Annotated in this window: 22 protein-coding genes and 1 other RNA gene; 3 read left to right on the top strand and 20 right to left on the bottom strand. The window is 45.2% G+C overall.

The genetic code is table 11. The features are described from left to right. Nucleotides 1-100: 100 nt before the first annotated feature. Nucleotides 101-910, top strand: a complete 810-nt coding sequence (thiD, locus tag QUA24_RS11105) for a bifunctional hydroxymethylpyrimidine kinase/phosphomethylpyrimidine kinase (RefSeq protein ID WP_333229597.1) — start codon at nucleotides 101-103, stop codon at nucleotides 908-910. Between the two features lie 62 nt (nucleotides 911-972). On the opposite strand, the gene dndE is transcribed toward thiD, so the two are convergent. The 4 genes from dndE to dndC form a co-directional block, all read right to left on the bottom strand. Further along, a complete protein-coding gene (dndE, locus tag QUA24_RS11100) occupies nucleotides 973-1,374 on the bottom strand; it encodes a DNA sulfur modification protein DndE (protein ID WP_333229595.1) in 402 nt (133 codons plus the stop codon). A gap of 81 nt (nucleotides 1,375-1,455) precedes the next feature. Continuing rightward, a complete protein-coding gene (locus QUA24_RS11095) occupies nucleotides 1,456-1,845 on the bottom strand; it encodes a GxxExxY protein (protein ID WP_333040677.1) in 390 nt (129 codons plus the stop codon). A 203-nt stretch (nucleotides 1,846-2,048) separates the two neighbouring features. Further along, entirely contained in the window at nucleotides 2,049-4,046 is a 1,998-nt protein-coding gene (gene dndD, locus QUA24_RS11090) for a DNA sulfur modification protein DndD (protein WP_333229593.1), read from the bottom strand. Between the two features lie 121 nt (nucleotides 4,047-4,167). Beyond that, nucleotides 4,168-5,853 carry a DNA phosphorothioation system sulfurtransferase DndC gene (gene dndC / locus QUA24_RS11085; RefSeq protein WP_333229591.1) on the bottom strand — a complete coding sequence of 562 codons (1,686 nt, stop codon included), beginning with the start codon at nucleotides 5,851-5,853 and terminating at the stop codon, nucleotides 4,168-4,170. A gap of 172 nt (nucleotides 5,854-6,025) precedes the next feature. Here dndC and QUA24_RS11080 point away from each other — a divergent pair, with 172 nt between their 5' ends. After that, nucleotides 6,026-7,201 carry a DNA sulfur modification protein DndB gene (locus tag QUA24_RS11080; protein ID WP_333229589.1) on the top strand — a complete coding sequence of 392 codons (1,176 nt, stop codon included), beginning with the start codon at nucleotides 6,026-6,028 and terminating at the stop codon, nucleotides 7,199-7,201. A 6-nt stretch (nucleotides 7,202-7,207) separates the two neighbouring features. On the opposite strand, the gene dndB is transcribed toward QUA24_RS11080, so the two are convergent. Beyond that, nucleotides 7,208-8,347: a DNA sulfur modification protein DndB gene (gene dndB / locus QUA24_RS11075; RefSeq protein WP_333229587.1), complete on the bottom strand. Its 1,140-nt coding sequence runs from the start codon at nucleotides 8,345-8,347 to the stop codon at nucleotides 7,208-7,210. Nucleotides 8,348-8,561: 214 nt separating this feature from the next. Between dndB and QUA24_RS11070 the strand changes: the two genes are divergently transcribed. Continuing rightward, nucleotides 8,562-10,154: a DGQHR domain-containing protein gene (locus QUA24_RS11070; RefSeq protein ID WP_333229584.1), complete on the top strand. Its 1,593-nt coding sequence runs from the start codon at nucleotides 8,562-8,564 to the stop codon at nucleotides 10,152-10,154. A gap of 301 nt (nucleotides 10,155-10,455) precedes the next feature. On the opposite strand, the gene QUA24_RS11065 is transcribed toward QUA24_RS11070, so the two are convergent. The 15 genes from QUA24_RS11065 to ffs form a co-directional block, all read right to left on the bottom strand. Further along, a complete protein-coding gene (locus QUA24_RS11065) occupies nucleotides 10,456-12,396 on the bottom strand; it encodes an alpha-amylase family glycosyl hydrolase (protein WP_333229582.1) in 1,941 nt (646 codons plus the stop codon). Nucleotides 12,397-12,651: 255 nt separating this feature from the next. After that, nucleotides 12,652-13,230 (bottom strand): hypothetical protein, encoded by a 579-nt coding sequence (locus QUA24_RS11060; protein ID WP_333229580.1) that lies wholly within the window; start codon nucleotides 13,228-13,230, stop codon nucleotides 12,652-12,654. 53 nt (nucleotides 13,231-13,283) lie between these two features. After that, nucleotides 13,284-14,876 carry a M36 family metallopeptidase gene (locus QUA24_RS11055; RefSeq protein WP_333229578.1) on the bottom strand — a complete coding sequence of 531 codons (1,593 nt, stop codon included), beginning with the start codon at nucleotides 14,874-14,876 and terminating at the stop codon, nucleotides 13,284-13,286. Nucleotides 14,877-15,596: 720 nt separating this feature from the next. Beyond that, nucleotides 15,597-17,048: a methyl-accepting chemotaxis protein gene (locus QUA24_RS11050; protein ID WP_333229576.1), complete on the bottom strand. Its 1,452-nt coding sequence runs from the start codon at nucleotides 17,046-17,048 to the stop codon at nucleotides 15,597-15,599. Between the two features lie 319 nt (nucleotides 17,049-17,367). Continuing rightward, nucleotides 17,368-18,216, bottom strand: a complete 849-nt coding sequence (locus QUA24_RS11045) for an endonuclease/exonuclease/phosphatase family protein (protein WP_333229574.1) — start codon at nucleotides 18,214-18,216, stop codon at nucleotides 17,368-17,370. Between the two features lie 208 nt (nucleotides 18,217-18,424). Continuing rightward, a complete protein-coding gene (locus tag QUA24_RS11040) occupies nucleotides 18,425-18,895 on the bottom strand; it encodes a DNA phosphorothioation-associated protein 4 (RefSeq protein ID WP_333229572.1) in 471 nt (156 codons plus the stop codon). 88 nt (nucleotides 18,896-18,983) lie between these two features. Then, nucleotides 18,984-19,304, bottom strand: a complete 321-nt coding sequence (locus QUA24_RS11035) for a nucleoside triphosphate pyrophosphohydrolase (RefSeq protein ID WP_333229570.1) — start codon at nucleotides 19,302-19,304, stop codon at nucleotides 18,984-18,986. A gap of 126 nt (nucleotides 19,305-19,430) precedes the next feature. Next, the gene (locus tag QUA24_RS11030; RefSeq protein WP_333229568.1) at nucleotides 19,431-19,970 is read right to left on the bottom strand and encodes a Uma2 family endonuclease; all 540 of its coding nucleotides are present in this window, start codon (nucleotides 19,968-19,970) and stop codon (nucleotides 19,431-19,433) included. Next, entirely contained in the window at nucleotides 19,960-22,023 is a 2,064-nt protein-coding gene (locus QUA24_RS11025; protein ID WP_333229566.1) for an AAA family ATPase, read from the bottom strand. The genes QUA24_RS11030 and QUA24_RS11025 overlap by 11 nt, the downstream gene beginning before the upstream one ends. Then, entirely contained in the window at nucleotides 22,020-22,295 is a 276-nt protein-coding gene (locus tag QUA24_RS11020; protein WP_333213104.1) for a hypothetical protein, read from the bottom strand. Before QUA24_RS11020 ends, QUA24_RS11025 begins: the two co-directional genes overlap by 4 nt. Before the next feature lie 87 nt (nucleotides 22,296-22,382). Then, nucleotides 22,383-23,750 (bottom strand): DNA phosphorothioation system restriction enzyme, encoded by a 1,368-nt coding sequence (locus QUA24_RS11015; RefSeq protein WP_333229661.1) that lies wholly within the window; start codon nucleotides 23,748-23,750, stop codon nucleotides 22,383-22,385. Nucleotides 23,751-23,846: 96 nt separating this feature from the next. Further along, nucleotides 23,847-24,416 carry a Uma2 family endonuclease gene (locus QUA24_RS11010; RefSeq protein WP_333229563.1) on the bottom strand — a complete coding sequence of 190 codons (570 nt, stop codon included), beginning with the start codon at nucleotides 24,414-24,416 and terminating at the stop codon, nucleotides 23,847-23,849. Between the two features lie 34 nt (nucleotides 24,417-24,450). After that, nucleotides 24,451-24,894, bottom strand: a complete 444-nt coding sequence (locus QUA24_RS11005) for a hypothetical protein (RefSeq protein WP_333229562.1) — start codon at nucleotides 24,892-24,894, stop codon at nucleotides 24,451-24,453. A 198-nt stretch (nucleotides 24,895-25,092) separates the two neighbouring features. Beyond that, entirely contained in the window at nucleotides 25,093-25,473 is a 381-nt protein-coding gene (locus QUA24_RS11000) for a phasin-related domain-containing protein (RefSeq protein ID WP_333056143.1), read from the bottom strand. Nucleotides 25,474-25,496: 23 nt separating this feature from the next. Then, nucleotides 25,497-25,593: signal recognition particle sRNA small type (gene ffs, locus QUA24_RS10995), an RNA gene on the bottom strand. Between the last annotated feature and the right edge of the window lie 209 nt (nucleotides 25,594-25,802).

Genomic DNA, 25,802 nt, shown 5'->3' with positions numbered 1-25,802 from the left:
TGGGAATTTTAACCGCAGATGAGGGCGGATGTGCGCTGATGAACGCGGATAAGATGGATTTGTCTGGTTCTAGTTGGCGTTTATCTGCGGTTGAAAAAAGATGATGAAATCGAGGATTCCTGTGGCTTTGACTGTGGCGGGTTCGGATAGTGGCGGTGGGGCCGGAATTCAGGCGGATTTGCGGACTTTTGCGTTTCACTGTGTGCACGGTACAAGTGCTTTGACTTGCGTGACGGCTCAAAATACTTTGGGGGTGATGCGAGTTGATGCTTTGTCTGCGGAGGCTGTGGCGGCTCAAATTGAGGCGGTGGTTGGGGATATTGGGGTACACGCTGTAAAAACTGGGATGCTGCTGAATCGGGAAATTATGGTGGCGGTGGCTTCACAGGTGGAAGCTTTGGGAATAGGGAATTTGGTTGTCGATCCGGTGATGGTTTCACGATCGGGCGATCGATTGATTGATGACGGGGCGATCGCCTTTTTGCGGGATGTTTTGATTCCAATGGCTGCTGTCGTGACTCCCAATCGGTTTGAGGCTCAGATTTTGAGCGGTTTGGAGATTGTTTCTCTAGACGATATGCGATCGGCGGCGCAGCAGATTTACCGTTTGGGTGCAAAGGCGGTTTTGGTGAAAGGCGGCGGGATGGCGGGAGATTTGCGGGGAATTGATGTTTGGTTTGATGGTACGCGGTTGGATGTGTTGAAGACTGAGAATGTTGATACTGGGAATACTCACGGGACTGGTTGTACTTTGAGTGCTGCGATCGTCGCTAATTTGGCTTTGGGGAAAGATTTGTTTACAGCGGTGACATTAGCTAAGAATTATGTTACTACTGCTCTCAAATATGCTTTGGATATTGGGGAAGGCCAAGGGCCAGTAGGTCATTTTTTCCCGCTTTTACTGAAGTAAATTGTGAACTCATCCCTTCTCTTCCCTTCTTCCTTCGCGTCCTTTGCGTCTTCGCGGTTCGTTTAATTTCTTAATTTTTCAGGCGATAAAGCGATCACCACCAAGTCTTCGATTTTCTTAATATTCGGATCGCCAGCTAAATAACCAATCCCTCGGTGCAAGTGCAGGCGAAATTGTTTGGCTAGAGTTTCTTTTTCTGTGCCTAAATTGTCTTGGTGACACCGCTGCTTGAGGGCAATTATCAAGATATCGGCCATGTCGCCGCCGAAGACATCCCAGCTTAATTCGACGTTGCTGTCGCTGGGAATTGGTACTGGCGATGGGATGCTGGGCTCGGCGAGCGATCGGCAGAATCCCCACCTGCATAGAATATTCCACTGATCGATTTTGGTCGATCGTTTCAGTTTTGATAGTTGGTCTTTGCCTGTTTGGGAGAGGCGGATGCGATCGACTGGTGGTTCCATAGGTTGATAATTTTTTAACCGCAGATGAGGGCAGATGAACACGGATGAACGCAGATAATAGCATGAGATTGTATCTGCTGTTTAGAAATTATTGACTATTCGTTGAATTTCTACTTTAGGGTTGCCGAAGTTGATGAGCAAGCAGACGGTTAGTTTGGTAGCTTTTATGACATTTAGACACTGTGCCATTTCTCTTTCCCCCAGTGATTTGATAGCTTTGAGTTCTACAAGCACGGATCTTTCCACCAACACATCTGGTACGAATTTCCCAACGATTATATCTTCATAATGGACATAAATGACAAACTGAGGTTCAACCAGCATCCCTGTTTTGCGAAGTTCATAAACCAAAGAATTCTGATAAACTTGCTCCAAAAATCCACAACCTAAAGTATTTCCTACCTTAAAAGCACAACCAATAATTTTTTCCGTAATCCCATTCAATTCCAATCTGCGTTCATCCGTGTTCATCTGCCCTCATCTGCGGTTAAAAACATCCCACCTCCAAAACTCTACCAAAAATCCCCATGCCATCCCATCCAATCTGCATTCATCCGTGTTCATCTGCCCTCATCTGCGGTTAAAAACATCCCACATCCAAAACTCTACCAAAAATCTCCATGCCATCCAATCCAATCTGCGTTCATCCGTGTTCATCTGCCCTCATCTGCGGTTCATTCCCAGAAGTAACCTTTTTCGACGGTGGTTTGGTGTTTGGCGGAGTCGTATTTGAGGAGGTAGCTGTGGGCAATCGCCTCTAATTCTTGGAGTTTTTCGTATTCTACTTTTCTAATTTCCGTGTCGGTAGAAAGCAGGATGACTTGGTGGCTGGCCGAGGGGAAATAGCGTTCGACTAGGTTGTTTCTGTGGGAGGAGTCGAGGCGGCCCAAGGGAGTGTCGATCGCCACTGGCAATTGTCTCCCGGATACTCTAGCCAATCCCCACAAAAAGGCGATCGCCAGCAATTGTTTTTCCCCGGCAGAAAGTCGGTGTTTGGGTACCGGTTTGCCTTCTGGATCGTAAATGGAGAGGCTAAATGTTTGAGTGTCGATCGCAACTCTGTGCACGAGGTCGGTTTTGTGCAACAGGTAGCGGAAACAGTCGGTAATTTCTATTTCGAGTTTGTTGAGTTTTTTGACGGTGAGTTTTTCTTTAAAGAGTTTCAGGGTGGCTTGGGCTTTGGCGATCGAAGCGATGACGTGTTGGCTGTTTCTGATGGTGATGTATTCGCTGCTGTAGCTTTCTAGTTCTTTTTTAGTTTTGTCTAATTCTCTGTCTAATTCGGCGATGCGGCTGTTGGCTGATTCCAAGGCTGCGGATGCGATAGCGACTGCTTTTTGGGCTTTCCTGACCTCAGATTCTAGTTTTTCGTAGGCTTCGGGGGAAGCGGCGGCGGCGAGTTGTCTGTCTGTGGAGTCGATTTCTGCTTCGATGTTTTTGATTTCTTCTATTTGTTCGCGGGCTAGAATTTGCTGGGCTTTGATTTGGTAGCTAAGAAGGTTTTCTAGTTGCTGGATGCTGTTGTTGTCGGCGTTCATCCAGGGCGGGGCGTCTGTTCCGGCTTGCTGTTCGAGTTCTTGGTTTTCTTGGCGGATGAAGTCTTGAATTTTATCGAGTTGTTGGGGATTTAACGAGATTTCCGCCATATAGTTGAGGAGGCGATCGCTTCTTTGTTTGATAACATTTTGGGCAATCTTTGCTTTCTGCTGGCTGGCTTCTGTTTCTGCTTGCGTTTTTGCTTCACTTAGCAAGGGCGAAATTAAGGCTAGTGGTAGCGTATTTGACGCCAATTCCATCATGGCTTGACGCGTTTTGTCTGCCTGATTTCTGTAGTCGTTTAGTTGTCTGTCTAGTTTACTGCGATCGGCTGCAATTTTCCCGCCTTCATAAATAAACTTGTCTGATGCTTGTTGCTGATTTTTTTGAGCTTTCTCTAATTCGTTTTTAAAGCTGGCTTGTTCTTGCTTAGCTAAATCTGTTTTAGTAGTAATTTCCTTAAAAGTTTCTTCGATTTTCTCTAAAGCAGCCAAGTCTTTTTTGCCAGCAATTTCTTTCCGCTTGCGGCCGGCTAATATTTCTAAATCGACGGCGAGGCGTTCTGCTAATTCTAAACCTAAAAGAGATTTAATCGCCCCGACGACAAACTCCGGCGGTGTTTCGAGTTCTGCAAGTGCTTTTACTTGTTCGCCGTCAAACAAAAATAGATTGGATATTCCGACGGGCAAAAGGGTTTCGATGTATTCGTCCCAAGTGTTAGTAATTGCTTTGTCCGGCCACCAATCGCTGACTATTTCGCTGTATATGAGAATGCTTAAGTTATCTTTGATATCTAAATTTTTCCAGTATCTAACTATTTTAAATTGAGCTAATTTGTCGTCTTGGACTTGTTCAAATGTTAGTTCGACGCGGGTATCTTGTGATGGAGGAGTGTGGTAGTTGACGCATTGATTGAGAAAGTCGCTGTAGCTTAAATTGCCTCTGGTGGAACATTGGGCTCTGCCACCGTAGAGGGCGAGGCGAATGGCGTCCATGAGGGTGGTTTTGCCACCGCCATTCATGCCGCCAAATAAAATAACTGGGCAGGGATTCCCGTCTTTTTCGGGGCGGAGATTGATGGTTTGGGTGCCTGCATAGGGGCCGAAGTTTTTGAGGACGAGTTCGAGGAATTGCATTATAGATGTTGTCGGTGGTTGCTGATTTGTTTGGTAGGTACGTCAGCGATTGGGCTATCCATTATGTCGAGAATAATGATAGCTGACGCACCTTACGCAGGGAAATTTTGATTTAACAGATTTAATCTTTGCTATTTTTCTCTCCTAAATCGGTAGTAGAAAATTTGATGTCTGCCCAAGATAGCTGTCTGCTTTGATTGCTGTTGCTTTCGAGTTCTTCTTTAAGTTTGGCAATATCAACGGTATCGTTTTTGGCGGAACTGTTGCTTTGGGCGATCGCATCTTTGAATTGCTGAATGTTTTCCGTCGGATTTGCTTTGATATCTTCCACCGCTTTTTTTAAATTGCGTTGATAGTGGGCGTTGCCAATCGCTTCTTCCTTCGATCGCGAACTGGTTTCAAAGCATTTGTCCAAATCGGCGTAAATGCCTGTACGGCGGGGTTTAGTGTAGTATTGGCGTTCTGTATCCAGGAGTTTTGCCATCAATTCGAGGTGCATTTTGTCCTCGCTGCAAATCTCTTCGATCGCAGTCCATTCATCGCTACCGAGGAGTTTTCTTTCAGCGGCGGGACGGGAATCTTCAAAAGGTTCGCCCGTGACTTCTTGGTAAATCCGGGGCAAAGAATCGTCGAATTCGTGCTTTTCTTCCAGCCAAATGCGGCGGATTTCGCTAAGTTCTTCTGGGGTAATTAAGGTGATGTCGCGCATTTCTAGGGGTGCGGTTTTGCGGATTTGGGTTTGTGCTTCCAAGACTCGTCTCAGCCAGTGTTCTCGCCAGAATTTGGTGTAGGGCCCTGGGATGGGTTCGACGGAGGTTGTGTCGTCGCCCATGTTGCGTTCAAACAGTTCTACTCTACCGTAGATGCGGCGGAAGTCTCTTTTTGGGCGATCGTCTTTTATGTCTAATTCGTTGCGAATATCGAGGAGAGGCTGCATCCATTCTTTTTCCTCATCGTTTAAAATCATTGCCTGCATAGATTTATCTTGGTCTACCATTGTACAAACCCAGCAGCCAAAGCGAGAATCTCCACAGCTAGGCGTAGAAGTATCAACGACTAGAGGGCATTCGTTATCTGCTGTCGCACCGCGATACATGGTAAACAAGTCTTTATTGTCACCTCCCCAAGGGTTAGGATACTGCATTAAATAAAGCCAAACTTCATCATCCCGCCAGTCTTCCACAGGAGTGTAAATTAGAGAGTTAATTAAACGAGAATTAGGACTTAAGCGCTCGCGCACTCTACCTGCTTCATGCCTTTTCATTGTTGCAGCGCGTTTGCTGCTTTCAGCCTTTCGAGTACCTAAAACAACAATAGTTTCACCGTGAGATCTAACCATTTCACGAATAAAATGATTGACAGGTTGAATTTTCATGCGATCGGTACACCAGCGAAATCCATTTCGAGGTGCTGGATAGCCTTTCCCCATTAAGCATACCCAGAATGTTTCTTGAACGGAAGGATGAAGCAGATGAGGTTCAACTGGCATTTTTTGCTGGTTAGCTGCTAGCTTAACCTGTTTAATGCAATTGCGAACCCAGGTAGAAATTATCGGATTTTCAACCAGCGTATCTGTTGTAATTAAATGAATTGTTTTTGTGCGCTTTTCCAGGGGAAGTGCTGCGATCGCATACCATATTAACTGCAATACTGCGCTCGAATCTTTTCCAAAAGATACACCTAAAATCCAGGGAATTTCATCGCTACAATACAAATCCTGAATTTCTTGAGTTAACTTTTCTACATCATCCACTAATTGCTTAACGCTGCGTGGTGGGAATAGTGGCATCTGCTGAGCTTGTGTCATTTTACCAATCTCCCCTTGCCAAGCAGCAACACTTGTGCTGTGAATTCCACGCTGTGACGCAACATAATTGTTTGCCCTTGATCGTTGAGCTTTGAGCGTAATAGTCTGCCTAACTACTATAACCCGTGATGATTTACAATTAAATATTAACCTTTAAATTAATTTAGAAGCTATGGCTAATGACAGCTCGACTCAGCCAGAACTCAACCAGCGACTAGATGAATTCCTTGAGCCGTACTTCGCCAGATACCACCGTCAGAAGTGCTATCCGGGCTTAATTTTTGAGCATGGAAAGCGAAAAATGGTACAATTCAACGTGCCTGCTGATGACTTGCCTACTCTTCTCCAAGCAAGACCTTCTACCAATAACGAGCCTGAGTCTGGTAAAAACCGTCCAGAGATTAAGGGCCATGCTGAGGAAGTCAAGGAGTACATTCTCAAGCGCGTTAGAAAAGACCAACCCTGGATTGTGGGTACACTCACTGCCAATGTCGATCCAGAGAAGATTCAAATTATCGAACTAAGTCGGGGAATTTGTTTAGTAGTTATCCCTCGTGGCGTTAAGTTAGATATTACCGACGGACAGCACCGCAAGCGAGCGATTCACGAATTGATAGAGAGTGCTAACGGCGAGTTAATTGGAAATAATGATTTCCCAATTACGCTAGTTTTAGAAGGCAACTTAAATCAGTGTCAAAGAGACTTTAGAGATATGGCGCAAACAAGAGCGCTGGATAAATCTTTACTCTTGTCGTTTGGCGAAATGGAAGGTCGAATAGGTATTTGCAAACAGTTAATTGAACAAGTGCCAATTTTCAAGGGCAAGACAGAGAAAGTTAAAGGTTCTCCATCATCTAAAGAAAAGCGAATATATACAATGAATTATGTAGCAAAGGCTGTTAGTTGCGCTTTTGCTAACGATCCGAATAACGAACTCAAAGATTATGATTTATCAGAATGTTCGGCAGCTATAATTAGTTGCCTCAATCAATTTTTTACAGAATGCAGTCTAACTCAATACATTTATGAGACAGATGCGGATGATTTGACAGTCAATGAAATTGATAACTTTAAAGAAAGTTGTTTATTGGGCAGGAGTGTGGGAATAGAAATATTAGGAAAGTTACTTTACTGCACTTATGATGCTGATAGCTATTGCTTCGATCCAGAACAAGTATCAGAACTTGCTCAACTGGATTGGTCAAGAAAAAGCCACCTTTGGGAAGGAAATGTGGTTTTGTCGGACAATAGTCCAAATAATCTAGTTCGTAACTATAGAATAACAGCTAGTGTTAATGCTGTAAAAATGGCAGTAAATCAAGTAAAAGCCCACCTAGAATGGATTTAACTCATATTATCCACCTTCATTGTGGCACGGGCGTCCCGCCTGTGCTGCATCTGCGGTTTCCAAACCCAACCGATTTTTCAAATAATCAGTCATCCAACTAACACTCGCCCTCGATCGCGAAATCCCCCCTTTCAACAAAATCCCTCCCTCCCAATCAGGATTAGAAATCGACCAATCAACCTGCTGCAAAAGGCTCAAATGTTCCTCCCAACTCTCAGGAAAAACCGACAGCAAAGCCGCCCCAACTTCCCCCAAACTCTCAAGCACAACACTGTGACAGTGTACGCAATCCCGGCGCATTTCCCCCGCCGCAACTTGCTTGTGCAGAACTAATTGCCAATCTGGAATAAAACTGCTAACCGCATTCCAATAACTAACCGCCAGTTGTATTTTTTGAGCAAGTTCTTCCTCTTTCTGTTCTTTTTTGGTGCGAGAACCAGAGGGTTTTGCCTGTTCGCTGCCCTCAATATTAGACAGCAAAGCCATGATAGCACGGTCGATCGCACTCAGCGTAAACAATTTGTGCGATCGCCCGTTCAAACTCCCCTTCTCCATCTCAGTCAAACACCGGAAAACCTCAACCTGCTTAACAACCGCCTTCACCACAAAAGCGCGATCGTCCCGGTGGTTGTAAAGTAGACTGAGTGACGCCTCCAAAGGAACTTGAAAACCGTTCAAATCAGCAAACATCTGCTGCGATTTTTCCAACCCAATATCGAGAAACAAAATCAGCGCCACCGTCTCATATCCCAACTGCGGATTTTCCCTCAAAGCCATCTCAAAAGCCGCGCGCCGATGCTGTCCGTCATTAATAGTAAACTTAGCATCCATCGGCACTCGCAAGCGACCGATTTTCCGTTCTTCGGCCTCATTTCCCACTGCTTCAAAAGTAATATCCGCATCAATCGAAGCAGCAATTGCCCCACAAGTATAACTTGTAGGATTCTTAACAAAATACTCAGCTATTTCGGGAATCCTAGCTTTGTTAAGCGCGCGTTTCGCCCGCATAGACGGCGGCAAATCTTCAGATTCAAAGGGAAACAATTTCGGCAAAAAACGCACCGGACACATCGACACGTAATATTCGCGGCCCGCTTGAATGCCCCGAATTACCGGCAAAATGTATTCAAAAGAAGGAGTAGACATATTTTAGAATGGGGCATTGGGAATGGGGCATGGGGCATGGGCAAAGAAATTAGGCATTAATAGCTATTGATTTTTCGCAATTTTTATGGTAAAAGCGTGGGATAGTAGGGCATAACTTAAGTATTCCACAAGGTTTTTTTAAAAACAAGTGTTGACATAAACTTTAATATATGATATTTTTTGAAAAAATAGCCTAATTATATAAAAACCGCCGATGAACACCAACCCAGCGGATGACCTCGCTAGCAAAATTTTAGAAAAAGAAAATAGCGACAGACAGGAAATCGCACTTTTATTAGATAATTATTTAGGAAAGGACGATCGCATTTTCGTACAAAAAACCCAGATGGGAAACAGCGAAGCATACATCGGTTCAGTCACCCTAGAATGGTTAGACTCTCGCGTCCGTTTCGCCTCCCAGATGCCGCTTTTCCGCCAAAAATTCGACCTCCAAACCAACAACATCGTCCGCGACGACGAAACCATTGACGAAATTATCCAGCGTCCCTTAGATTGGTCGCGGCAAGCCACCTTAACTCAATATTTAACCGCCCGAAAATCGCACAAATTCCCCGCAGTTTTAGTAGTCGTCAGTCCCCCGTGGGTAGACAATCCTCTAGCCGAGGAATGGGATAAAAATGGCGTAGCAACCAAATCCGCGACTGAATTTACATCCTTTGATAAAAACGAGAACTTAGGGCTTTTGAATGTCTCTCAAAAAGTCTCAATTTTTGCCTTAGACGGCCAGCATCGGCTGATGGGAGTTCAAGGTTTAATGAGTTTAATTAAAACCGGAATCCTGCAAAGATACAACAAAAATAAAAAACCAGTCGGCGCTGCAATTACTCTGGAAGACTTAGCAGAAGAGTATCAAATAGACCCCGAAACAGTGTATAAATTAGCTCACGAAAAAATCGGGATTGAGTTTATCCCGGCGGCGGTAGCGGGGGAAACGCGACAGCAAGCACAACGGCGCGTGCGATCGATCTTTGTGCACGTTAACCTAATGGCCGTAACGCTGAGTCAGGGCCAGCTAGCATTATTGAACGAGGACAACGGATTTGCGATCGCAGCCCGAAAAATTGCCGTCACCCATCCCTTATTAAAAGAACAAGAAGACAGAAACCCCCGCGTCAATTGGGACAGCGCCACAGTCGCAGCCAAATCAACTGTCTTAACCACATTGCAAGCGCTGCAAGATATGTCCGAACGGTATTTAGAATACAAATTCCCTCATTGGAAGCCGGAACGAAAAGGTTTAATTCCCATGCGTCCCGAAGATGAAGAACTAAAAGAGGGAATTGAAGAGTTTAAAAAATTGTTCGATCATTTAGCAACTTTACCCAGCTATCAAAGAATTGAAAGCGGCGAAGAAACGACTGAATTGCGCCGATTTAGTTTTGAAAAGCCAGGGGGCGAGGGAAATATTTTGTTCCGTCCAGTCGGTCAAGTTGCTTTAGCTAATGCTTTGGGAATTCTAGTATTTAGAAAGAAACTTTCCCTCAAATCTATTTTCGACAAACTCCGCAGATTCGATGTCGATGAAGGATTTAGCCACATGGACAATCCTGAGTCTGCGTGGTACGGGATTTTGTACGATCCGAACAAAAAGCGAATGTTAGTTTCTGGAAAAGATTTAGCGACGAAGTTAATTGTATATTTGGTGGGGGGAATTCAGGACGATATGGAGCGAGCTCATTTGCGGCAAGCGGTAGCGGAAGCGAGGACTTTTGAGGATAAAGCTATTAGTTTTAATGGCAGGTTTGTGCAGCCGCAAGAGGTAGGATTGCCGCCAGTGCTGAGTTGATTTGGTCACCGCTTCGGAACTACAGGCGGGATGCCCGTGCCACGATGCACGCAGATGTTTGTTCACGATCGGCGATCGACTGCACATAGCTGCGGCAATTTATTGTTTTTCTCGTACTCTAGATTGGCGATCGCACTCTAGGTTGCAAAGTTAATCGAGTCAGTGGAGTAGAAACTGCACTGACTCGATCGCTCCTTTCGCCCATTCAAAATATGCGATCGCACGGCGTTGCAAAGTTGATTTGCTCAAGGTAATGCCACCGACTGGTTGATTCCGGCGATCGCACTACCTCAGCTTGACTTTAGGGATGATTCGTCAAAATCAAAAATTCGGATGCTGGAAGCGGTTGGATCTCGACATAGGCAGTCCCATCTTGTCGCTGCACTGACACCGTTGATCCCACCTGATGAGCACCTCTGTAACCCGGATTCCCTACTTCGGCCGTATTCAGAATTACCGTCATTGAACTCCCGATCGGGTTGAGATTGGCATCCACTAGCACTCTCGCTCCTCGATTATCCGTTCCATGACTGTTTAGCACACAAACCGCTTCTTCATCATCTAAAACCCGTGACCAACCAATAATTTCTCCAGTCAGTCCATGATCGCCAAAGGGCAAATTCAAGAAGGGAATCGCGGTTGGTCGCAAATACTGTCGTCCCAAGCGCAGCACAGGGAACTTTTTGCGGAGTGCCGCCATTGCCGCAATCCGAACATAGACAGGGTGATTCGGATCGAAACAGTGAGCACCCGCTGTCCCAAACGGCCCAAAGCCGGGTAAGTTTTGATCGAAGGCTTGTAGTCCTGCTACTCCCGATTGCCGGGGATGCGAGGGGCCAAACATTGCTTCCCGCAAATAGCGATCGGATCCCTTCCAGTCGGGCAACCACTTGCGTTCAGACGGTTCTGGCCCCGCCAATGCCTGCTCGGTTCCCGCGTAAATGCAGGGAATCCCCAACGTGAACAGTTGCAATCCCACTCCCGCAATCACCTGATGGTCCGATGCGGCTTCGCTGGAAAAGCGGATTTTTTCACCAAATACATGATCGTGATCGTCCAAAATTGAAACATGACGCCGCCCGAGATTCCGATGTGAACCCATCACCGCGTTCATTGGATCAAACCCGTTAAAGTAGGCTCTTGGGTCCATCAGCCCTTTGGCAACCTGGTTAAGATTTCCCCGCATCTCGCCGATATCCAACGCAGCATTTAAGTTTTGCCCCACCACATCCAGATAACGGTCTTCGTTGTAGTCTCCGCCTGCGACTTCTCCTACCAAAAAGAAGTCACTCTTACCCAGATTGGCAGCAAACTCCTTAATCGCCCCGCAGAAATTTCGGGCTTGCTCGTAGGTAACGTGCTTGAGGGTATCAATCCGAAAGCCATCGCAGTCTGTCAGTGCAATCCAGTATTTATAACACCGGGCTAAGTTATCTAAGAGGTGGGGATAGTCCAACTGGAAATCACGCAGCGTAATGAAATCCGATCGCCGGAATTCGGCATTGGGATCATCGAGATCGCCCCGCCCTAAATCGCCCTTTCCGGCACGAGTATAGCAATCTGGTTCCTGGAGTTCGATCGGCCAGACTCCTTCCGCGTCGGTTTGAGGTTGCCCCGCGATGGGTTGTCCGCGATCGCCTACCCACGACCCAAACTGATACCAACTAGGTGTATAGGGTGGTTCCCATTCTCCCCCAGGAGTACCAGGGGCATAGATCCAGTTAGATCCTGAATGGTTAAAAATGATATCAAGGATAATGCGTAGCCCCTGGGAATGAGCTTTATTGACCAGACTGACCAAATCTTGGCGAGTCCCAAAGCGAGGATCGACCTCTAGAAAATCTTGAATTCCGTAACCGTGATAGCTATCCAAGTGACCCCGTTGCTGAAAGATTGGCCCTACCCAGATCGTCGTCACTCCTAGTTGGTTGAGATAATCCAGCTTTGACTCTAATCCTTTGAGCGTCCCACCCTGCCAACGATCGCCTCCCGACTCTGCCCATCTGTCAAATCGCCAAGACTGTCCATTGGGCAGATTAGGTCGGGCCTGATTCAGTTGCTGCCGATTAAGTAGAGGGCGTGTATCTTCTTTACCATCGCTAAAGCGATCGGGTAAGAGAAAGTAAAGTACCTCATTTCTCCAATCGGGAGAGGAGGGAAAGTAACTCTCACGTCGGGGTAAAGAAAAGTCTTTTAGACTAGCTGGGCGCTGATTAGTGAGATTTTGATCGGTAAATGTCATAGGAATTATCTCAAGATTGGTGAATAGCTTTGCTCGCACTTCTGAAGTTATGTTTTTTTGGTTAATGTGGGGCGATCACCGATCGCACTCTGGCAAGAATGAACTGGACTCAGGCGATCGCCCGATATTGTGTGGACTGAGTTAAACTTCTGTGAAACCCAGCTTTTTTGTTGTGGCGATCAGTTTGGGATGATGGGTTTCGGGCCCTCAACCCATCTTGCTAGAAGATGGCGATCACACTTACTTAGCAGCAGACTAATTGTCCCCGCAATGCTGCCGTACAAGTCGATCGATCGCCTGTGCAATAGTTAGGAATCTCGATCGAGGAGTTTCGGGTTGATTATGGAGTGTTCTCAGAACATTCTCAATACTTTGACCTGTTTGCAATACCAATGTTGATGATTTCTCCCCCAGGCGAATAGTGAGCCGATGGGGGTTGAGGGTAGGTTCAGATGGGATATCAGAGGGTAGGTCGGCAAAATCCCGATCGGACAGAATATTGGCAAGCATTACTAAATCCTGTCGCTCTAATTGACATATTTGATGGGGAGATGACACTGTATCGTTGATAAAACGACTAGCCTGACAAGTCCCATTAGGGAGAATTGTCCAAGTTATGCCAGAAATCCCCACAAAGCCCATCTGTCCATCTCGGAACTCTAACTCTGCGATCGGGTGACCATCTTCCGTGAGGAAAGGATTGTTACGAGGTGTACTCATCGCCATAGCAGTCATAAACGCTAGAAGTGATACCAGAATGGTGACTGGAATGAGTTTTTGGTAAAAAGGCTTCTCCATAGCAAAAAAACTATCTCTGGGGCATGGTTTCACCATACCCCCAGTCCTAATTAGACTATTCTTCTAGTTGACATAGACAAAGCAAACTACTAAACAGGGATGCCTCGTTCAGTTTCAAAGATCCGCTGGATCGTTGCTTTGTATTCTCCACCACACCAGGATTGGTCAACCGCGAGTAGCATATCCTTGGCATACTTGAAGGTCGGTGAAGTTGTTCCTAGAACCAGCATACTCCCAAAGATCAGGAAGTCTGCCACTTCTTGTCCGAGTTTTTTTCTCAAGTGCCAGCAGGCCCCGGCCCAAGCTTGACCACGGTCATGGGACTCTGTTGAAGTTTCGGAATATTTCAAATCATTATCGCAGTTGCGAATCATCCCCGCTTTTTCAGGAGCAGGTACGACATACTCCCCTAAGTCAGGATCATTCAATAAAGAGCAAGCGAAATAATCAGCGTAACCTTCGTGCAGTGCAGCTCCTTCACTTCCAAACATAGCAGGGTGATATTCATCAATCACGGCATGGGTGAACTCGTGAGCAACTACATCAAATTCCTTGGCTAGGTCGCGAAGTCCACCGGGATTGCCGGGATAACTGCCATCTCCGAAGTAGATCTGCCCCGTACTGGAAGAGTAATAAGCATTATCGTATTTTGTTCCGGTATGGACGTTAGCAGCGAGTTGTCCACTGTTAACTTTGCCATAGGGGTTATTGACAGTAAACCCTCGGAATCCCAGGTCCAAGAAGTATTGATAGACTTTCTCCACAGCATAGTAGACTTGGCATTCATCAAAGTGCGTATCTTCAGGAGGAAAGTCAAATCGGTAATTGCTGCCTGCCACTGCGCCGGGCGCATCCTCATTAATCACCTTACAATACCGACCATCTAACTTGTTGTAAGGTGATTTGACATCGCGCAGCATCACAGTTGTTAGGGACGTTTTCTCGGGATTTTCAGAGTAAACTCGCGCCCGAGGTGCAAAGTAAAATGAGTGAAACTTCATCGAGTTGTAGCTGTCTACAATTTCTCCATTCTGGACATCAATAAAGTATTCCCAGTCACCGAGGGGGGTTTCTGCCGGAACAGTTAAGTGATAGACTCGCACATCACCCTGTTGGGTCGGATAGAGGACGGTTTTATGAGTAATGCCACCCCTCAACTCAACCGCTTCACCGAGATCTTTTCGGGCAATCTGGCGAGCTTCTTTTAGGGAGATAGCTGTCTCGCCCGGTTTGACAGAAATTTGCGATCGCAGACCACTCGTCACTATCCGAACTTGATTTTTGTCATCTACACCTACCAAAACGCTGGCACCAAAGACCGGTAATCCCTGGTGATTTTGCTGGCGACGAATGAATTTCAGCCCGCCCCACTTAAAGGAATCAACTTCAGTCAGTTCTTCAGTATCTTCTGCGCTCAGTCCTAGAATGCCAGGGTTTTCCATCAGGAATGAACGGCTGGCGTCAGCGGCAGTGCCTGTCATTTTCATGGACAATTTTCCTTCTAAGTAAGCAGGATTTCCGGTCATGGTGTTCACCACTAAGGAAGATCCTGATCGCTGCGCTAGGAATTTTTTCTTCTGGGTCGAAGCAACCGCGACTGGCTCAGTGGCTACACCAGAGACGAAGGCATCAACACGATTTCGGTTGGCTGGATGACTAAGGCTAGACTCTTTATAAAACATAGGTTTTTCTCCTTCAATTTATGCAATGAATTCCTGAAAGTCGGATTTTTAAAGACGCTGGATGACAGCGTTTGCTCCAATACTCCTTCAAATAAACTTGGGAAACAATACGATGATCTGCGTATAGGATTATGAAGATATTGCAACAAATTATTGTTTGAGTAGCCCCAACTTTTCTTGGCAACCATCACCGCACCCATTAGAGTTTGTATAGTTTTTTGTAAAGATTCTCCCAATGTTTTCGCACTGTTCCTTCAGTGCAACCCAGCACTTTAGCTATAGCAGTTTTCAATCGGACATCTGCACTTAAGCTGTTGCGGCTTTTAAATTGTCTGTCAAAAAACAATCAAAGTTTTGTGGGGTGCGCGTCCCGCCTGCCTTGAATATGCAATTTAAATGCGCGACAGCTTAACTCAACTGAGAAAGGCTATATTCCGGCATTGCTATTATTTTTGGCAATCCAAAACAACGCCGGGGCCTCGCGTTTGGTGAGTCTTAGGAATTCCCAAGCAGCAATAGAGAAGGATTGCGGTTGTTGTTCTTCCCGTAGCAAGAAATATTGCTTCCCGATTTGATCGGGAATGAGACGGATGATCTGTCGTCTGAGTAATTTTAGGAATATTTAGCTAAGTTTTTGCGAACAGTCGCTACCAGCCATGAAAAAGGGGGATTGAATTCGTTAAGTCCCCCTTGAGAACGGAGATGCTGAAGGGTGGAGGATCAAACAACTGCTTGCAGCTTTTGAGCAGCAGAATTGAGTTGGTGCGTGCTGACTTTGATTTGCGATACACCCGAAGCCGTCTCCCGCGCACCGTGATTAATCGCATTCATCGCTTCGACCACTTGATTAATCGCAACTGCTTGTTGTTTGGCATTCAGCGAAATCTGTTGACTGCTGATGAAAACTTTGTTGATTGAGTTAGACACACCTGTGAATGCCTCTGCCATGCTATGGGCAAGGGACAAGCCTTCATTCACTGTCTTGTTGCCTTCATCGGTGACCATCACGGTGGAGTCGATCGCCGTTTGGATTTCCGATACCAGCCTGTCGATCTTGACCGCAGACTTCTTACTTTCGTCAGCAAGTTTGCGAATTTCTCGAGCAACTACCGCAAAGCCTTTGCCATGATCGCCAGCACGGGCGGCTTCTACGGCGGCACTCACGGCCAGCATATTGGTTTGATTAGCTAAGTCACCCACCAAGCCCGAAATATTGCCAATCTGGTTGGTTTGTTCGCTCAGGCGCAAAATTTGTTGGGCGATCGCCCCCACTTTGTCCTTAAGGGTAGTCATCTCATCAAGAGTTTGGCGCACCGCTTCTGTACCGCCTTCAGTCAGCGAGAGGGCGTGACGTGCCCCTGAAGCTGAGACTTCAGCCTGTTCCGCCGATTGGCGCGAAGATGCGCCGAGTTCGTCCATCGTGGTCGAGGTTTCATTCACTGAGCTAGCTTGTTGCGAGACGGTGCGTTCTTGCTCTTCGACCGCACTGACGATTTGTGCCGAGGAGCTAGCAATTTCGCCGGCAGTTTGGTTGAGGGTGTTGGCGATCGCCGTGGATATCAAGTATGCCACCACCAAGGCAATAACTAAAGAAGCAACAGCACCCAATACCGACATCATGACCAACACACCGAGCGCATTTTTGGTGTTAGTTTCCGACTGCTTGACTAGCTTAGCTTGCTGAGTGTCAAACTCCGTCATAACAGCCTCGAAAGCCTTGAGATTTTCTGCACCCTGCTCTGCTGTGTCCATTACCAATTTACGGTTACCAGCTTTGGCCGCTTCTATCAGATTGCGGGCGCTCTTGTCATACTGGGTTGAAAATTCAATCATCTTGGTCATCCGTTCTTTTTGTTCATTGCTGAGGTTGTGAGTCAGATCTGAGGCTCGATCTTCAGTTTCCTTCAGCTTCTTGACACCCGCTTCGTAGCGATAGAGCGTTTCTTTGTCAAGGGTCAGAGCATAACCCCTTGACTGTCGGGCAATTTCTGACACTCTCAATTCAATGTAGTCTGACATCCTAGCAGCTTCTACTGCTTGCAATGCTTCCTCAAAGTTTTTACTAACTGTTTGCGATGTACTATAGACACCGATCGCTAGTCCTGCGATTAATCCTACTGGCACTGAGTAGCCCAGTAGCATTTTTCCTCTGAGTTTAAAGCTGTTCAACATAGATTTGATCCAAAATTTGACTTCAATCAATAGCTACACTTCGGTAGGAAATGATCGATGGCGGGTGACCTCATTAATCGCCACCTACTCAACTTCTTCATCTCAACATCCCAGGAGACCCGCACTCCCTTTCACTGCGTAAGGGGTCTTCTGCGAGTAGGGGTCTATAATACTGGTTACCAAATTTTGCACGGGTAGATGTAAATTATACCATTATGTACTGTGGTATTACCTTGAGTAGTTAGTGGAGTTTTCCGAGGAGTTTTACGAGAGCAGGCGATCGATCTTAAGTTTGGTTGATGCTGTGGCTTACACCGCTTCATTTTAACAAAATAAGTTCAGCTCCTACAGGCAAATGATCGGACTCGGTTGCCTCCAAAACCGAACTAGATTTAGCACCCCAATGATTTGAATACCAAATATAATCAATCCGGAAAATAGGATAATTTAATCTCCAATTAGACCTTTTTACCAAGAACTTAAGTTCCCAACCGTGAGGCCAGGTAAAACCAAACCCCCATCCCGATTTTCGGAAAGAATCTTGCATGACTTTCTGCACCCTGTCATAGTCTTGAGTTCTGTCTGTCATATTAAAATCGCCCGCGACAATTACTGGCAGAGTTTCTCGCTCAACTCGCTGCACTAAGTCTTGAATTTCAGGCGAACGTTTGTCATATTTGTAAACGGGAACTTTGAGAAAACGCCATTTTTTAGAGAGTTTCAACCACGGCCCGGTAGCTTGCATATTATAAATCACTACTTCGTGTTCGTTAAATTTAATAATTGCCCGTTGCTGCGTTTCTGGATGACCGGCTAAGTGCAGTATTTCGCTGGATACAATTGGATATTTACTGAGAATTCCTACAGGGGGAGTGCCAATTTGATAGGGGTAGTCTGCTTTTAACCAGGTGAAAGCTCTTTCGGTATGTTTCCTAACGATTTCTTGTAAAAATATAATATCTGGTTTTTGCTGGTTAATCAGTGTTAGTAAAGTAGGTGACTGAGTTTTATGCCAACTGAGGTTATGAGATAAAACTTTGATGCTATGCTGCGAATTTGTGATGTTTATTGGTTTGGGGCTAAAGTATTTAATGTGCAGCCAACTTATTAGGATAATGCAGGCGATCGCAGAAATAACAGTGAACCATCTTTTTTTGATAATTGACACTCCGATGATCGGAAGCAAGAAAATTGGGAATAAAATTAAGGGGCTAAAAGTGCTAATTAAGGCAATAATTCCTATTCTATCCCAAAAAATTAGTTTGAGAATGAAATAGCAGATAATAAATGCTGAGTAACTGTAAGCAAGAAATTTTGCAGATTTCTGTAAGCCTCTCTTGATTATATTTTTGGGGATCTGCTTCATTGGGAACCTATTAAAATAAAAACTTGCTTAAATCGAATTCTTCATTTGATCGATGTTGGTTGTCTCTTTCAGAAATCAACACCAACAAAAGGCGATCGGTATAATCCGCCGCACCCCGCAACTCTTCTCGCAAAATTTCCAGTCCGCCATTAGCATATTCTTCAAAAATTTGCAAGCGTTCTGCTTCCAATTTTTCGTCGAGATGGGAGAGAATTCGAGGATTTTTGGTTTCGGCGATCGCAATTAATTTAATCGCCATATCGTAGCCCCTCGATACAAAAATATCAACATCTATCGCCCCCGGTTCTCGTTTAGAAATTTCCCCCAAAGGCGATCGTTTTTTCCGCTGCTTTCCCAATGATGCAGCGAAAGCGATGACATCGGCGTAAGTCTGAAATGGCGCGGAGTTGTTATCCGATAAAGTTAATGATTTGACTAACTCCGCTTTATCTTTAGCAATTCTAATTTTGTTAGCAGCCATTGGGATTAATATGTAATTTTTAACTGAGTAATTTGATAGAGTAACCGCAGATTAGAGGCAGATAAACACAGATTAACGCAGATAATTTTCAGAATGTCCACAACAACATAATTTTTTGTGCAAAACCTCCTCTTGCTTCCCGCCGCTTCATTTGTTCGGCCAAAAGTCGATCGCCCGAAATGCCAAAACTCACCATCACCGCATCTATTACCTCATACAAATCCGCCAATTCTGCCACCAAATCTTCCTCATCAGCCTCTGCAGCTTCCCCCGCTTCTTCAATCAATTTCTGCAGCAAAGCTTGACGGTATTCTGCGTCCGACAAAATTACAAACTCGCATTCATTCCCGCTTTGGCGAATAATTTCAGGAATGCGATCGCGCACCAACTTATGATACTCTTTTTTCACGTCAAACTCCTTTCAACCTTGACTAAAAGTTTGAATCAACCAGCGATTAATTTCCCCATCATCTTCTGTTTAACTCCGGTTCAAAGATTCCTCAATTAAGGCTATTTCTAAGCCAGGTAAAACCAGTTAATTTTGAATTGTCCCACTCCCTCCATCAGTAATAGCAAAGGCAAATACTGCATTCGGATTTGCATTAGCTGCCCAATATTCTTGGACTTCAGAATGTTCGTAAATTAAACGCTTTACTCCCAAATCATCGGCACTAGAAGATGTTCCTATTTCCACCACTAAAGCTGGAGGTGCAAACACATTCAAATTAATTGGCGTATTGGTGCGAGGAGGCAATTCAAAATCTGCACCTATATAATAAGACAAATCAGGTTGAAATTCCCGAATACCTGTTTTGCTAAAACTGGCATTAATTAACTCCACTATTCGGATATTTCTAAAAGCAGTATAAAAATTGACAACTCTCGAAAATACTGAATTATGACGACTGTGCAATGGCCCTACTGGTGACATTTCTACCCTCATGCGTTCTTGATAGTAATAAAACTTGCCCTTTTCCCATGCTAAATCCTCAGCAAAATTCAGAAACTCTTCCCACGTCGCCTTCACCCAAATATCTGTTTCTAAAACCTGCGTAATTGCCGAATTAGAAGTCATAATCCACCTCTACAATTTCCGTATATTCAAATTCATTTGGACTACGCCTAACTAAAGGATAGCGCGTCCCCCCCAGTTCGATCGCATCTTCTTCACAATCAGCTTTCGGAGAATTGTACACCAGCACGTATTCCCGGCCAATACAACTTTCCATCTCTTGAGCAACTTCTCCGCGCCACTGAGTTTTTGTCACCAAAACTACCAATTGATTCGCCAACTTCGGCAGCTTATTTGCAATTTGCTTGCGATAAATCTCGTCCAAACTACCAAAGGGAGAATCCATCACAATTGGAAACGTACTGCTATCCGGGCCCATCAAAGTATTTTTTTGACTCCACTCCCGCACGCCCTCAATAATCCCGCCGATAAACGATAAACTGAGAATTTGATTTTCTCCTGTAGAAGCTGCAACCAAAGATTCTTTACCCGACGTATTTTCTACTAGCGTCAGTTCGTATTTGTCGCTCAACTTGGGGATATAAGGAGTAAAAGAAATGTGACTGAAAATATCTTGCACCCGCTTTTCCAACTGAGAACAAAACTGTTTTTCTAAGCGCGATCGCACTTCAGTTAGACGATCGATCGCATCTTGAGCCGCAGCAATCCGGCGCTGGGCTAATACTTGCCTTTGTTCATTCAGTTGCTGCTTATCGATTTGCTTGTCCAGATTGGCGATCGACGCATTCAAACTCTCAATCTGCTGCTGGTTAGAGCCTGTTTCCCGGTGCAAATCGCCAATTTTTGCCTCAATTTCATCCAAGCGCTTTTGTAAGCGGCTGACATCGCCTTCAGGAAAATTTCGCAGCTTGTTGTGAATATCGTCTAACTGCGTTTCCACCCGAGAAAGTTCGGTTCTGTCGCGACTGATATTACCTTGCTGTCTGTCAATTTCTTCCCAAAAATCAGCCACTTGCCTATTAATTTCATTTACCCGATCACTAATCCGAATAGTTGTTTCTTCCACATCGCCAACACCCGCCTTATCCATCCAACCGCTAACCTGTTGGTGAGATTCAGAACCCTCCACTAATTCCGCACCGCAGATACACCGCTGCTGCGCTAATAACTCTTCCAAAAAGGGCCGCTGAATCCCCGAAAGCAACTCGCCTTTTTCTCGTAAACCCCCGACAATAGCTTCAAATTCAACCGCCGCATCTGACAGAAATACCGCGTAACCGCGCATAGATATTGAGCGTTTTAGAGCATCTGTAGCTTCTGAAATTTGTTGCTTAAATAAATGGCGCTGCTTTTCCAATTCGTCTCGCAAATTTTGCAATTCGGCGGCACCGCCCAGTAGCAGCAAATCACCGTTAACTGCTTTTCTTAACTCGCCTTGATGAATCAATTCTTGCTCAATCTCTAATTTTTTTTGCAGAAGTTGTTCTACCTCTTTTTGAGATATTTGCTTCTCTTTCAAAAGTTTCTTAATTTCGGAAGTTCCAATCATTCTTAAATCTGTTTCTAGAGACTTTCTGGCATCTCCCAAATGTCTAATCGAGCGATTCAGCACCTCTACTCCCAGCAATTCCTTAGTAGCTTCAGCAATTTCTGCTTTCTTATCGTGGCGGACAATTTGCTCGATTCGCTCCCCGTCAAAAAAGAAATATTGATGCAAACTTTCCGGCAAAATTCGTCCGATAATATCATCAGGATGCTGGGGCGGTAGCATCCAGCGGCCGTCATCTTTTGCTACCTGCATAAACAATTCGCCTTTGCTATGTTCGACACTATTTTGACTTTTGTAAGCATGGCAACTGCGCCTTACTTGGTAGCGTTTGCTGTCGTGTTCAAAGACGATTTCCACCCAACAAGGTACTCGTTTGCCCGGTTTAGCTTCCGCAATAGCGCGTTTATTTACTGATTGTTCTTCCGTAAAACCCGCGCTCAGATTTCCGTAAAGTCCCCAAGTAAAGGCATTCATCAAAGCTGTTTTTCCAGCACCGTTATTGCCGTGAATCACTGTAATATTTTGCGAGCCCCAGGCTAGCTTAATTTCGGGTGTTTGGCCGAAAAACTGCCGGAAATTGCACAGACTAATTGAAATCAGCTTCATACAATTGCTTCCTTAATAACTTTCAAAATGTCATCGCTAATATAGCGGGGAGCCCTCATGTACAGTTTATCTTTTTCAATTTCTAATACCCGTTCGATAATTTGTCGGACTTCGGGCGGCGCGCTAGTAATTGGTTCCTGTACGTCGCTCAATTCCTGATGAGTTTGATAAGAAGAACGATTTTCTGCTAAAATACTTGTTGGTACGGCTGCGATCGCACTATCTTCATATCTAAATGCCATAATCAGATTTTCATTCAGATTTTCAGTCATATTCTTTTAACAAATATTAAAGCTAGCAACTAAAACTACAATCAAATAATTCTCTATTCTCAAACATAAACCGAACCTTAATAAATGTCAAATGTCTAATAGCCCGTAACGCCTCTGAATTTGCAGCAATTTCACTCTCGCTTCCCCAGAATTGTCGGCTAAATCCGCAAATTCCAAGAACCGCTTTAACTCTTTTCGCAGCAAATTGCGCTCGACTTCTAACGTTTCCCGACCTAAATCTGGAGGCAAAACTATCATGTCAAATAAAGTTGCCCTTTCCTTCCCCGGATGCGGCCGCAAAATCCGTCCCCGGCGCTGAATAAACTGGCGCGGATTGCTGCTGCTTGCTAAAATTACAGCATTGCGAATGGCTGGAATATCAACGCCTTCATCCAAACAGCGAATCGCGACTAAACCTTGCAATTCTCCACTTTCAAATTGCTGACGCAATCGTTCTCTTTCTGCTAAAGGAGTTGCCGCCGTATAAGTGTTAACTCGGTAGCCTAATTCTGAACCCAATAACTTCGCGGTTTCTGTTAGTTGGCGGTTGTTATTTCGGCGGCCACCTCCTTCAATCGCACCGTCGCCGCAGTAAAATAAAGTATGGCTTGTGTCGAGACGGTGAATCATTAATTCTCGCAAAGCTATTAATTTATTAGCCGCTGCCCCAATTAACCGGGCCCGCTGCATTAATAAAGTTGTTAAAGCATCGTTTTCTTCTACTTTTTCATCACCCCAAAGCGCCCAGCCAATCTTTTGAGTTAAGCGGGAATACTTGCGGGTTTCGGCTTCGGTCAATTCTACTAAAATTGGATAGTATAAATAATGTACTAATGCTTTTTGGCGGATGGCGTCGGCTAACGTAAGTTCCGGCTGCAAAACAGGGCCAAAATAATCTAAAATAGCTTCGGTTCCTTGTTCGTCGAAATGCCTTTCTGGGGTGGCGGAAAGGGCGAGTCGCAGTCCAATATTGCGCGGCAAACTTTCTCCTAAACGGGGCGCGCCTAAGTTGTGAACTTCGTCTCCAATAATCAGGGTTTTTTCTGGGAAATAGCGCAGTTGCGATCGCAAACTATCTCCCATTAAGGTAGCATTGGTAGTGATGATTGTGAGAAATGCTCGCTCGCCCGTTAGCGAAGCCCTCGAAGAGGATCGCACTTCATACAAACCCGCAGCCAGCTTATTTTGCCAACTGCGGGCGCTATCAAAAGCCAAAATAGGTTTTAAACCAAATTTCTCGGATTCGCGCGCCCACTGATTCACCAGGTGGCAGTAAGGGCAAATTACGAGCAGGACTTGCAGGTTAATTTTATTGTATAATTCAGTGGCGATCGCCAGTGCAGTAATCGTCTTGCCGCTACCCGTCGCCATCTTCAGCGTACCGCGTCCCTGATTCGCAAACCAATTAGCAACCGCCACTCGCTGATAGTGTCGCAATTGCAGCGATGGCGGCATATTCGGAAACCCAAATTGCGAATTATTAGCCGTTGAGCGATTCACCTTTAAATGTCGTTAGATGCAAAATTACCCTGACTCAACTGTAACTCATTTCTAATTAAAACTTAACAACTCAAACAAATTTGTCGCCGACAATTGCAAATCCGACAGCACATCCAGTACAGGTAAAATATCTTCATTCTCTTTAATCTCAGGTTCCTGCTGCGGTTTAAAAACAATTACCAATTCTTCTTCCGGGTCAATCAGCCAACCTAATTTAGTATGATTCTTGAGGCAAAACAGAATCTTATTAATTACGCGAGTTGAACTTTGCTCCGGCGATAAAATCTCAATTGTCCAATCCGGCGCAATTTCAAACCTATTTTCAATCTTTCCCTGAGAATTCAGAGGAATGCGCGGCCACTCGAACACTGCTATGTCTGGAACAATAGAACGTCCCCCAAAAGTGCAGCGCAATTCTGGAAACGCATAAGCTAATTTCTGCGGCTTGCCAACTCGATTAATAACAGATGGAAACTCGAATTGTAACGTACTGTGTTTTCCTTGCGGCATAGCTTTTTGAGAAATTTGACCGTCAACATACTCGCTAGCCGGCTTAGTCTCAGGCAATAGCAGAAACTCTTCCAGAGAAATCTTTGACGGAGACTGAATTGACGTTACCATAAGCCATTAACCCCTCAACAAATCAACTGGGCCATTAAAAATCTGCATCGCCGTCAGTTTCCCAATCAGCACAACTCTCCGATTCCACACCGGTAGGGTGCATCGCACAAACCAACAAATTTCCACCGTAAACTTGACCGTGATAGTTGCGACAATCGCGACAAGCTGGCTGCTGCGTCGGCGAAGGGTCTACATAAGTCACCATCGACAAATCTATCTCATCAAACTCCGGGTCGAAGTCGCGGTAAATTTCAATTATCGGTTCGATAAATTCATTAAATAAACCGTCAAATTCATTGAAATAACCGTCAATGTCATTAATCAGATTATTTTGTACTTGTTCTGTAAACTCTTCCGACATTTTTGCCAAAACGTCCAGCATTTCGACAAACTCTTCGCCCATTTCGGTGAAAAAATGCTCTACTTCAGAAACAGCATTTTCCATTACTCCCAAAAAATCTTTAGACCAATCTTCCATGCATTTGACAGCTTGCTATTACAAAATATTTTACAGACAGGTGCAGCCAGCCTCATGCGAAGCGATCGCACCTACTTTCAATTCTATTACCTATTGCCTGATATCCGTCCACATCTGACAGGGCAGATATTCAAAAAGGGAACTCAAGATTATTATCCTGAGTTCCCCTCATGCTTTGCTGAGCGAGCTTTTTCCTGCTTAATCCCGCTTCAGCCGCCGCAATTCCTCTTGTAAATTCTGCACCTGTTCGCGGAGCTTGTCTACGCCGCCTGTCTCTTTAGCATCTTTTGCCGAGACATCTTCTTCCTCAGAAACAATTTCAATCCGCCGAGGTTCAGCGGGTTTTTCGTTCCCAGCCGAGGCTACGGGGGGCTGCTGCTGAGCCTGTTGCACCATGTCATCAACAAAGCGGCGAGCTTCTTCCGTGGACATCTCGCCCCGCTTCACCAATTCGTCTGCCAGCTTTTGGGCTTCAGTGCGTAATTCAGTTAACTTGCTGCCAGCTTTTTCACCCGCATAGGAAGCGAGCCCGACACCAAGGTAAACTGCTTTTTGTAAAATATCTCCGAAACCAGGCATAGGAGCTACACCTCATAAAACTGGGTGAACCGGAGACCACGCCTATTACAAGCATCCCGTGTTGCTGCTACCTTCCGGTCCTGACAAGATTTGGGCGTTGGAATCGCGTGGGTCCAGTTCATATATGAGTATAACACAGTTATTTATTCTTCAACCACACACCAGTGATAAATTTCATAAATAACGCAACCGTTCTTCACCAGCGGGTCTTCAGCGACCCGATCGCAGCCGTGCCGACGATCGCTATAACAGGTTATTTATTCTTCAACCACACACCAGTGATAAATTTCATAAATAACGCAACCGTTCTTCACCAGCGGGTCTTCAGC

This window comes from Microcoleus sp. Pol12B5, assembly GCF_036701335.1.
Classification (GTDB): domain Bacteria; phylum Cyanobacteriota; class Cyanobacteriia; order Cyanobacteriales; family Microcoleaceae; genus Microcoleus.
Note: the sequence above shows the minus strand (reverse complement) of the source record. Positions and strands in the feature narration are given on the sequence as shown.

Coding starts and splice junctions, on each gene's coding strand:
- QUA24_RS11070 (WP_333229584.1), top strand. CDS start 8,562: ATGAACACCAACCCAGCGGATGACCTCGCTAGCAAAATTTTAGAAAAA.
- QUA24_RS11065 (WP_333229582.1), bottom strand. CDS start 12,396: ATGACATTTACCGATCAAAATCTCACTAATCAGCGCCCAGCTAGTCTA.
- QUA24_RS11080 (WP_333229589.1), top strand. CDS start 6,026: ATGGCTAATGACAGCTCGACTCAGCCAGAACTCAACCAGCGACTAGAT.
- QUA24_RS11040 (WP_333229572.1), bottom strand. CDS start 18,895: ATGGCTGCTAACAAAATTAGAATTGCTAAAGATAAAGCGGAGTTAGTC.
- dndC (WP_333229591.1), bottom strand. CDS start 5,853: ATGACACAAGCTCAGCAGATGCCACTATTCCCACCACGCAGCGTTAAG.
- QUA24_RS11025 (WP_333229566.1), bottom strand. CDS start 22,023: ATGAAGCTGATTTCAATTAGTCTGTGCAATTTCCGGCAGTTTTTCGGC.
- QUA24_RS11055 (WP_333229578.1), bottom strand. CDS start 14,876: ATGTTTTATAAAGAGTCTAGCCTTAGTCATCCAGCCAACCGAAATCGT.
- QUA24_RS11015 (WP_333229661.1), bottom strand. CDS start 23,750: ATGCCGCCATCGCTGCAATTGCGACACTATCAGCGAGTGGCGGTTGCT.
- QUA24_RS11095 (WP_333040677.1), bottom strand. CDS start 1,845: ATGAACACGGATGAACGCAGATTGGAATTGAATGGGATTACGGAAAAA.
- QUA24_RS11030 (WP_333229568.1), bottom strand. CDS start 19,970: ATGACTTCTAATTCGGCAATTACGCAGGTTTTAGAAACAGATATTTGG.
- QUA24_RS11020 (WP_333213104.1), bottom strand. CDS start 22,295: ATGACTGAAAATCTGAATGAAAATCTGATTATGGCATTTAGATATGAA.
- QUA24_RS11005 (WP_333229562.1), bottom strand. CDS start 24,894: ATGGAAGATTGGTCTAAAGATTTTTTGGGAGTAATGGAAAATGCTGTT.
- QUA24_RS11000 (WP_333056143.1), bottom strand. CDS start 25,473: ATGCCTGGTTTCGGAGATATTTTACAAAAAGCAGTTTACCTTGGTGTC.
- QUA24_RS11050 (WP_333229576.1), bottom strand. CDS start 17,048: ATGTTGAACAGCTTTAAACTCAGAGGAAAAATGCTACTGGGCTACTCA.
- dndD (WP_333229593.1), bottom strand. CDS start 4,046: ATGCAATTCCTCGAACTCGTCCTCAAAAACTTCGGCCCCTATGCAGGC.
- thiD (WP_333229597.1), top strand. CDS start 101: ATGATGAAATCGAGGATTCCTGTGGCTTTGACTGTGGCGGGTTCGGAT.
- dndB (WP_333229587.1), bottom strand. CDS start 8,347: ATGTCTACTCCTTCTTTTGAATACATTTTGCCGGTAATTCGGGGCATT.
- QUA24_RS11010 (WP_333229563.1), bottom strand. CDS start 24,416: ATGGTAACGTCAATTCAGTCTCCGTCAAAGATTTCTCTGGAAGAGTTT.
- QUA24_RS11060 (WP_333229580.1), bottom strand. CDS start 13,230: ATGGTGAAACCATGCCCCAGAGATAGTTTTTTTGCTATGGAGAAGCCT.
- dndE (WP_333229595.1), bottom strand. CDS start 1,374: ATGGAACCACCAGTCGATCGCATCCGCCTCTCCCAAACAGGCAAAGAC.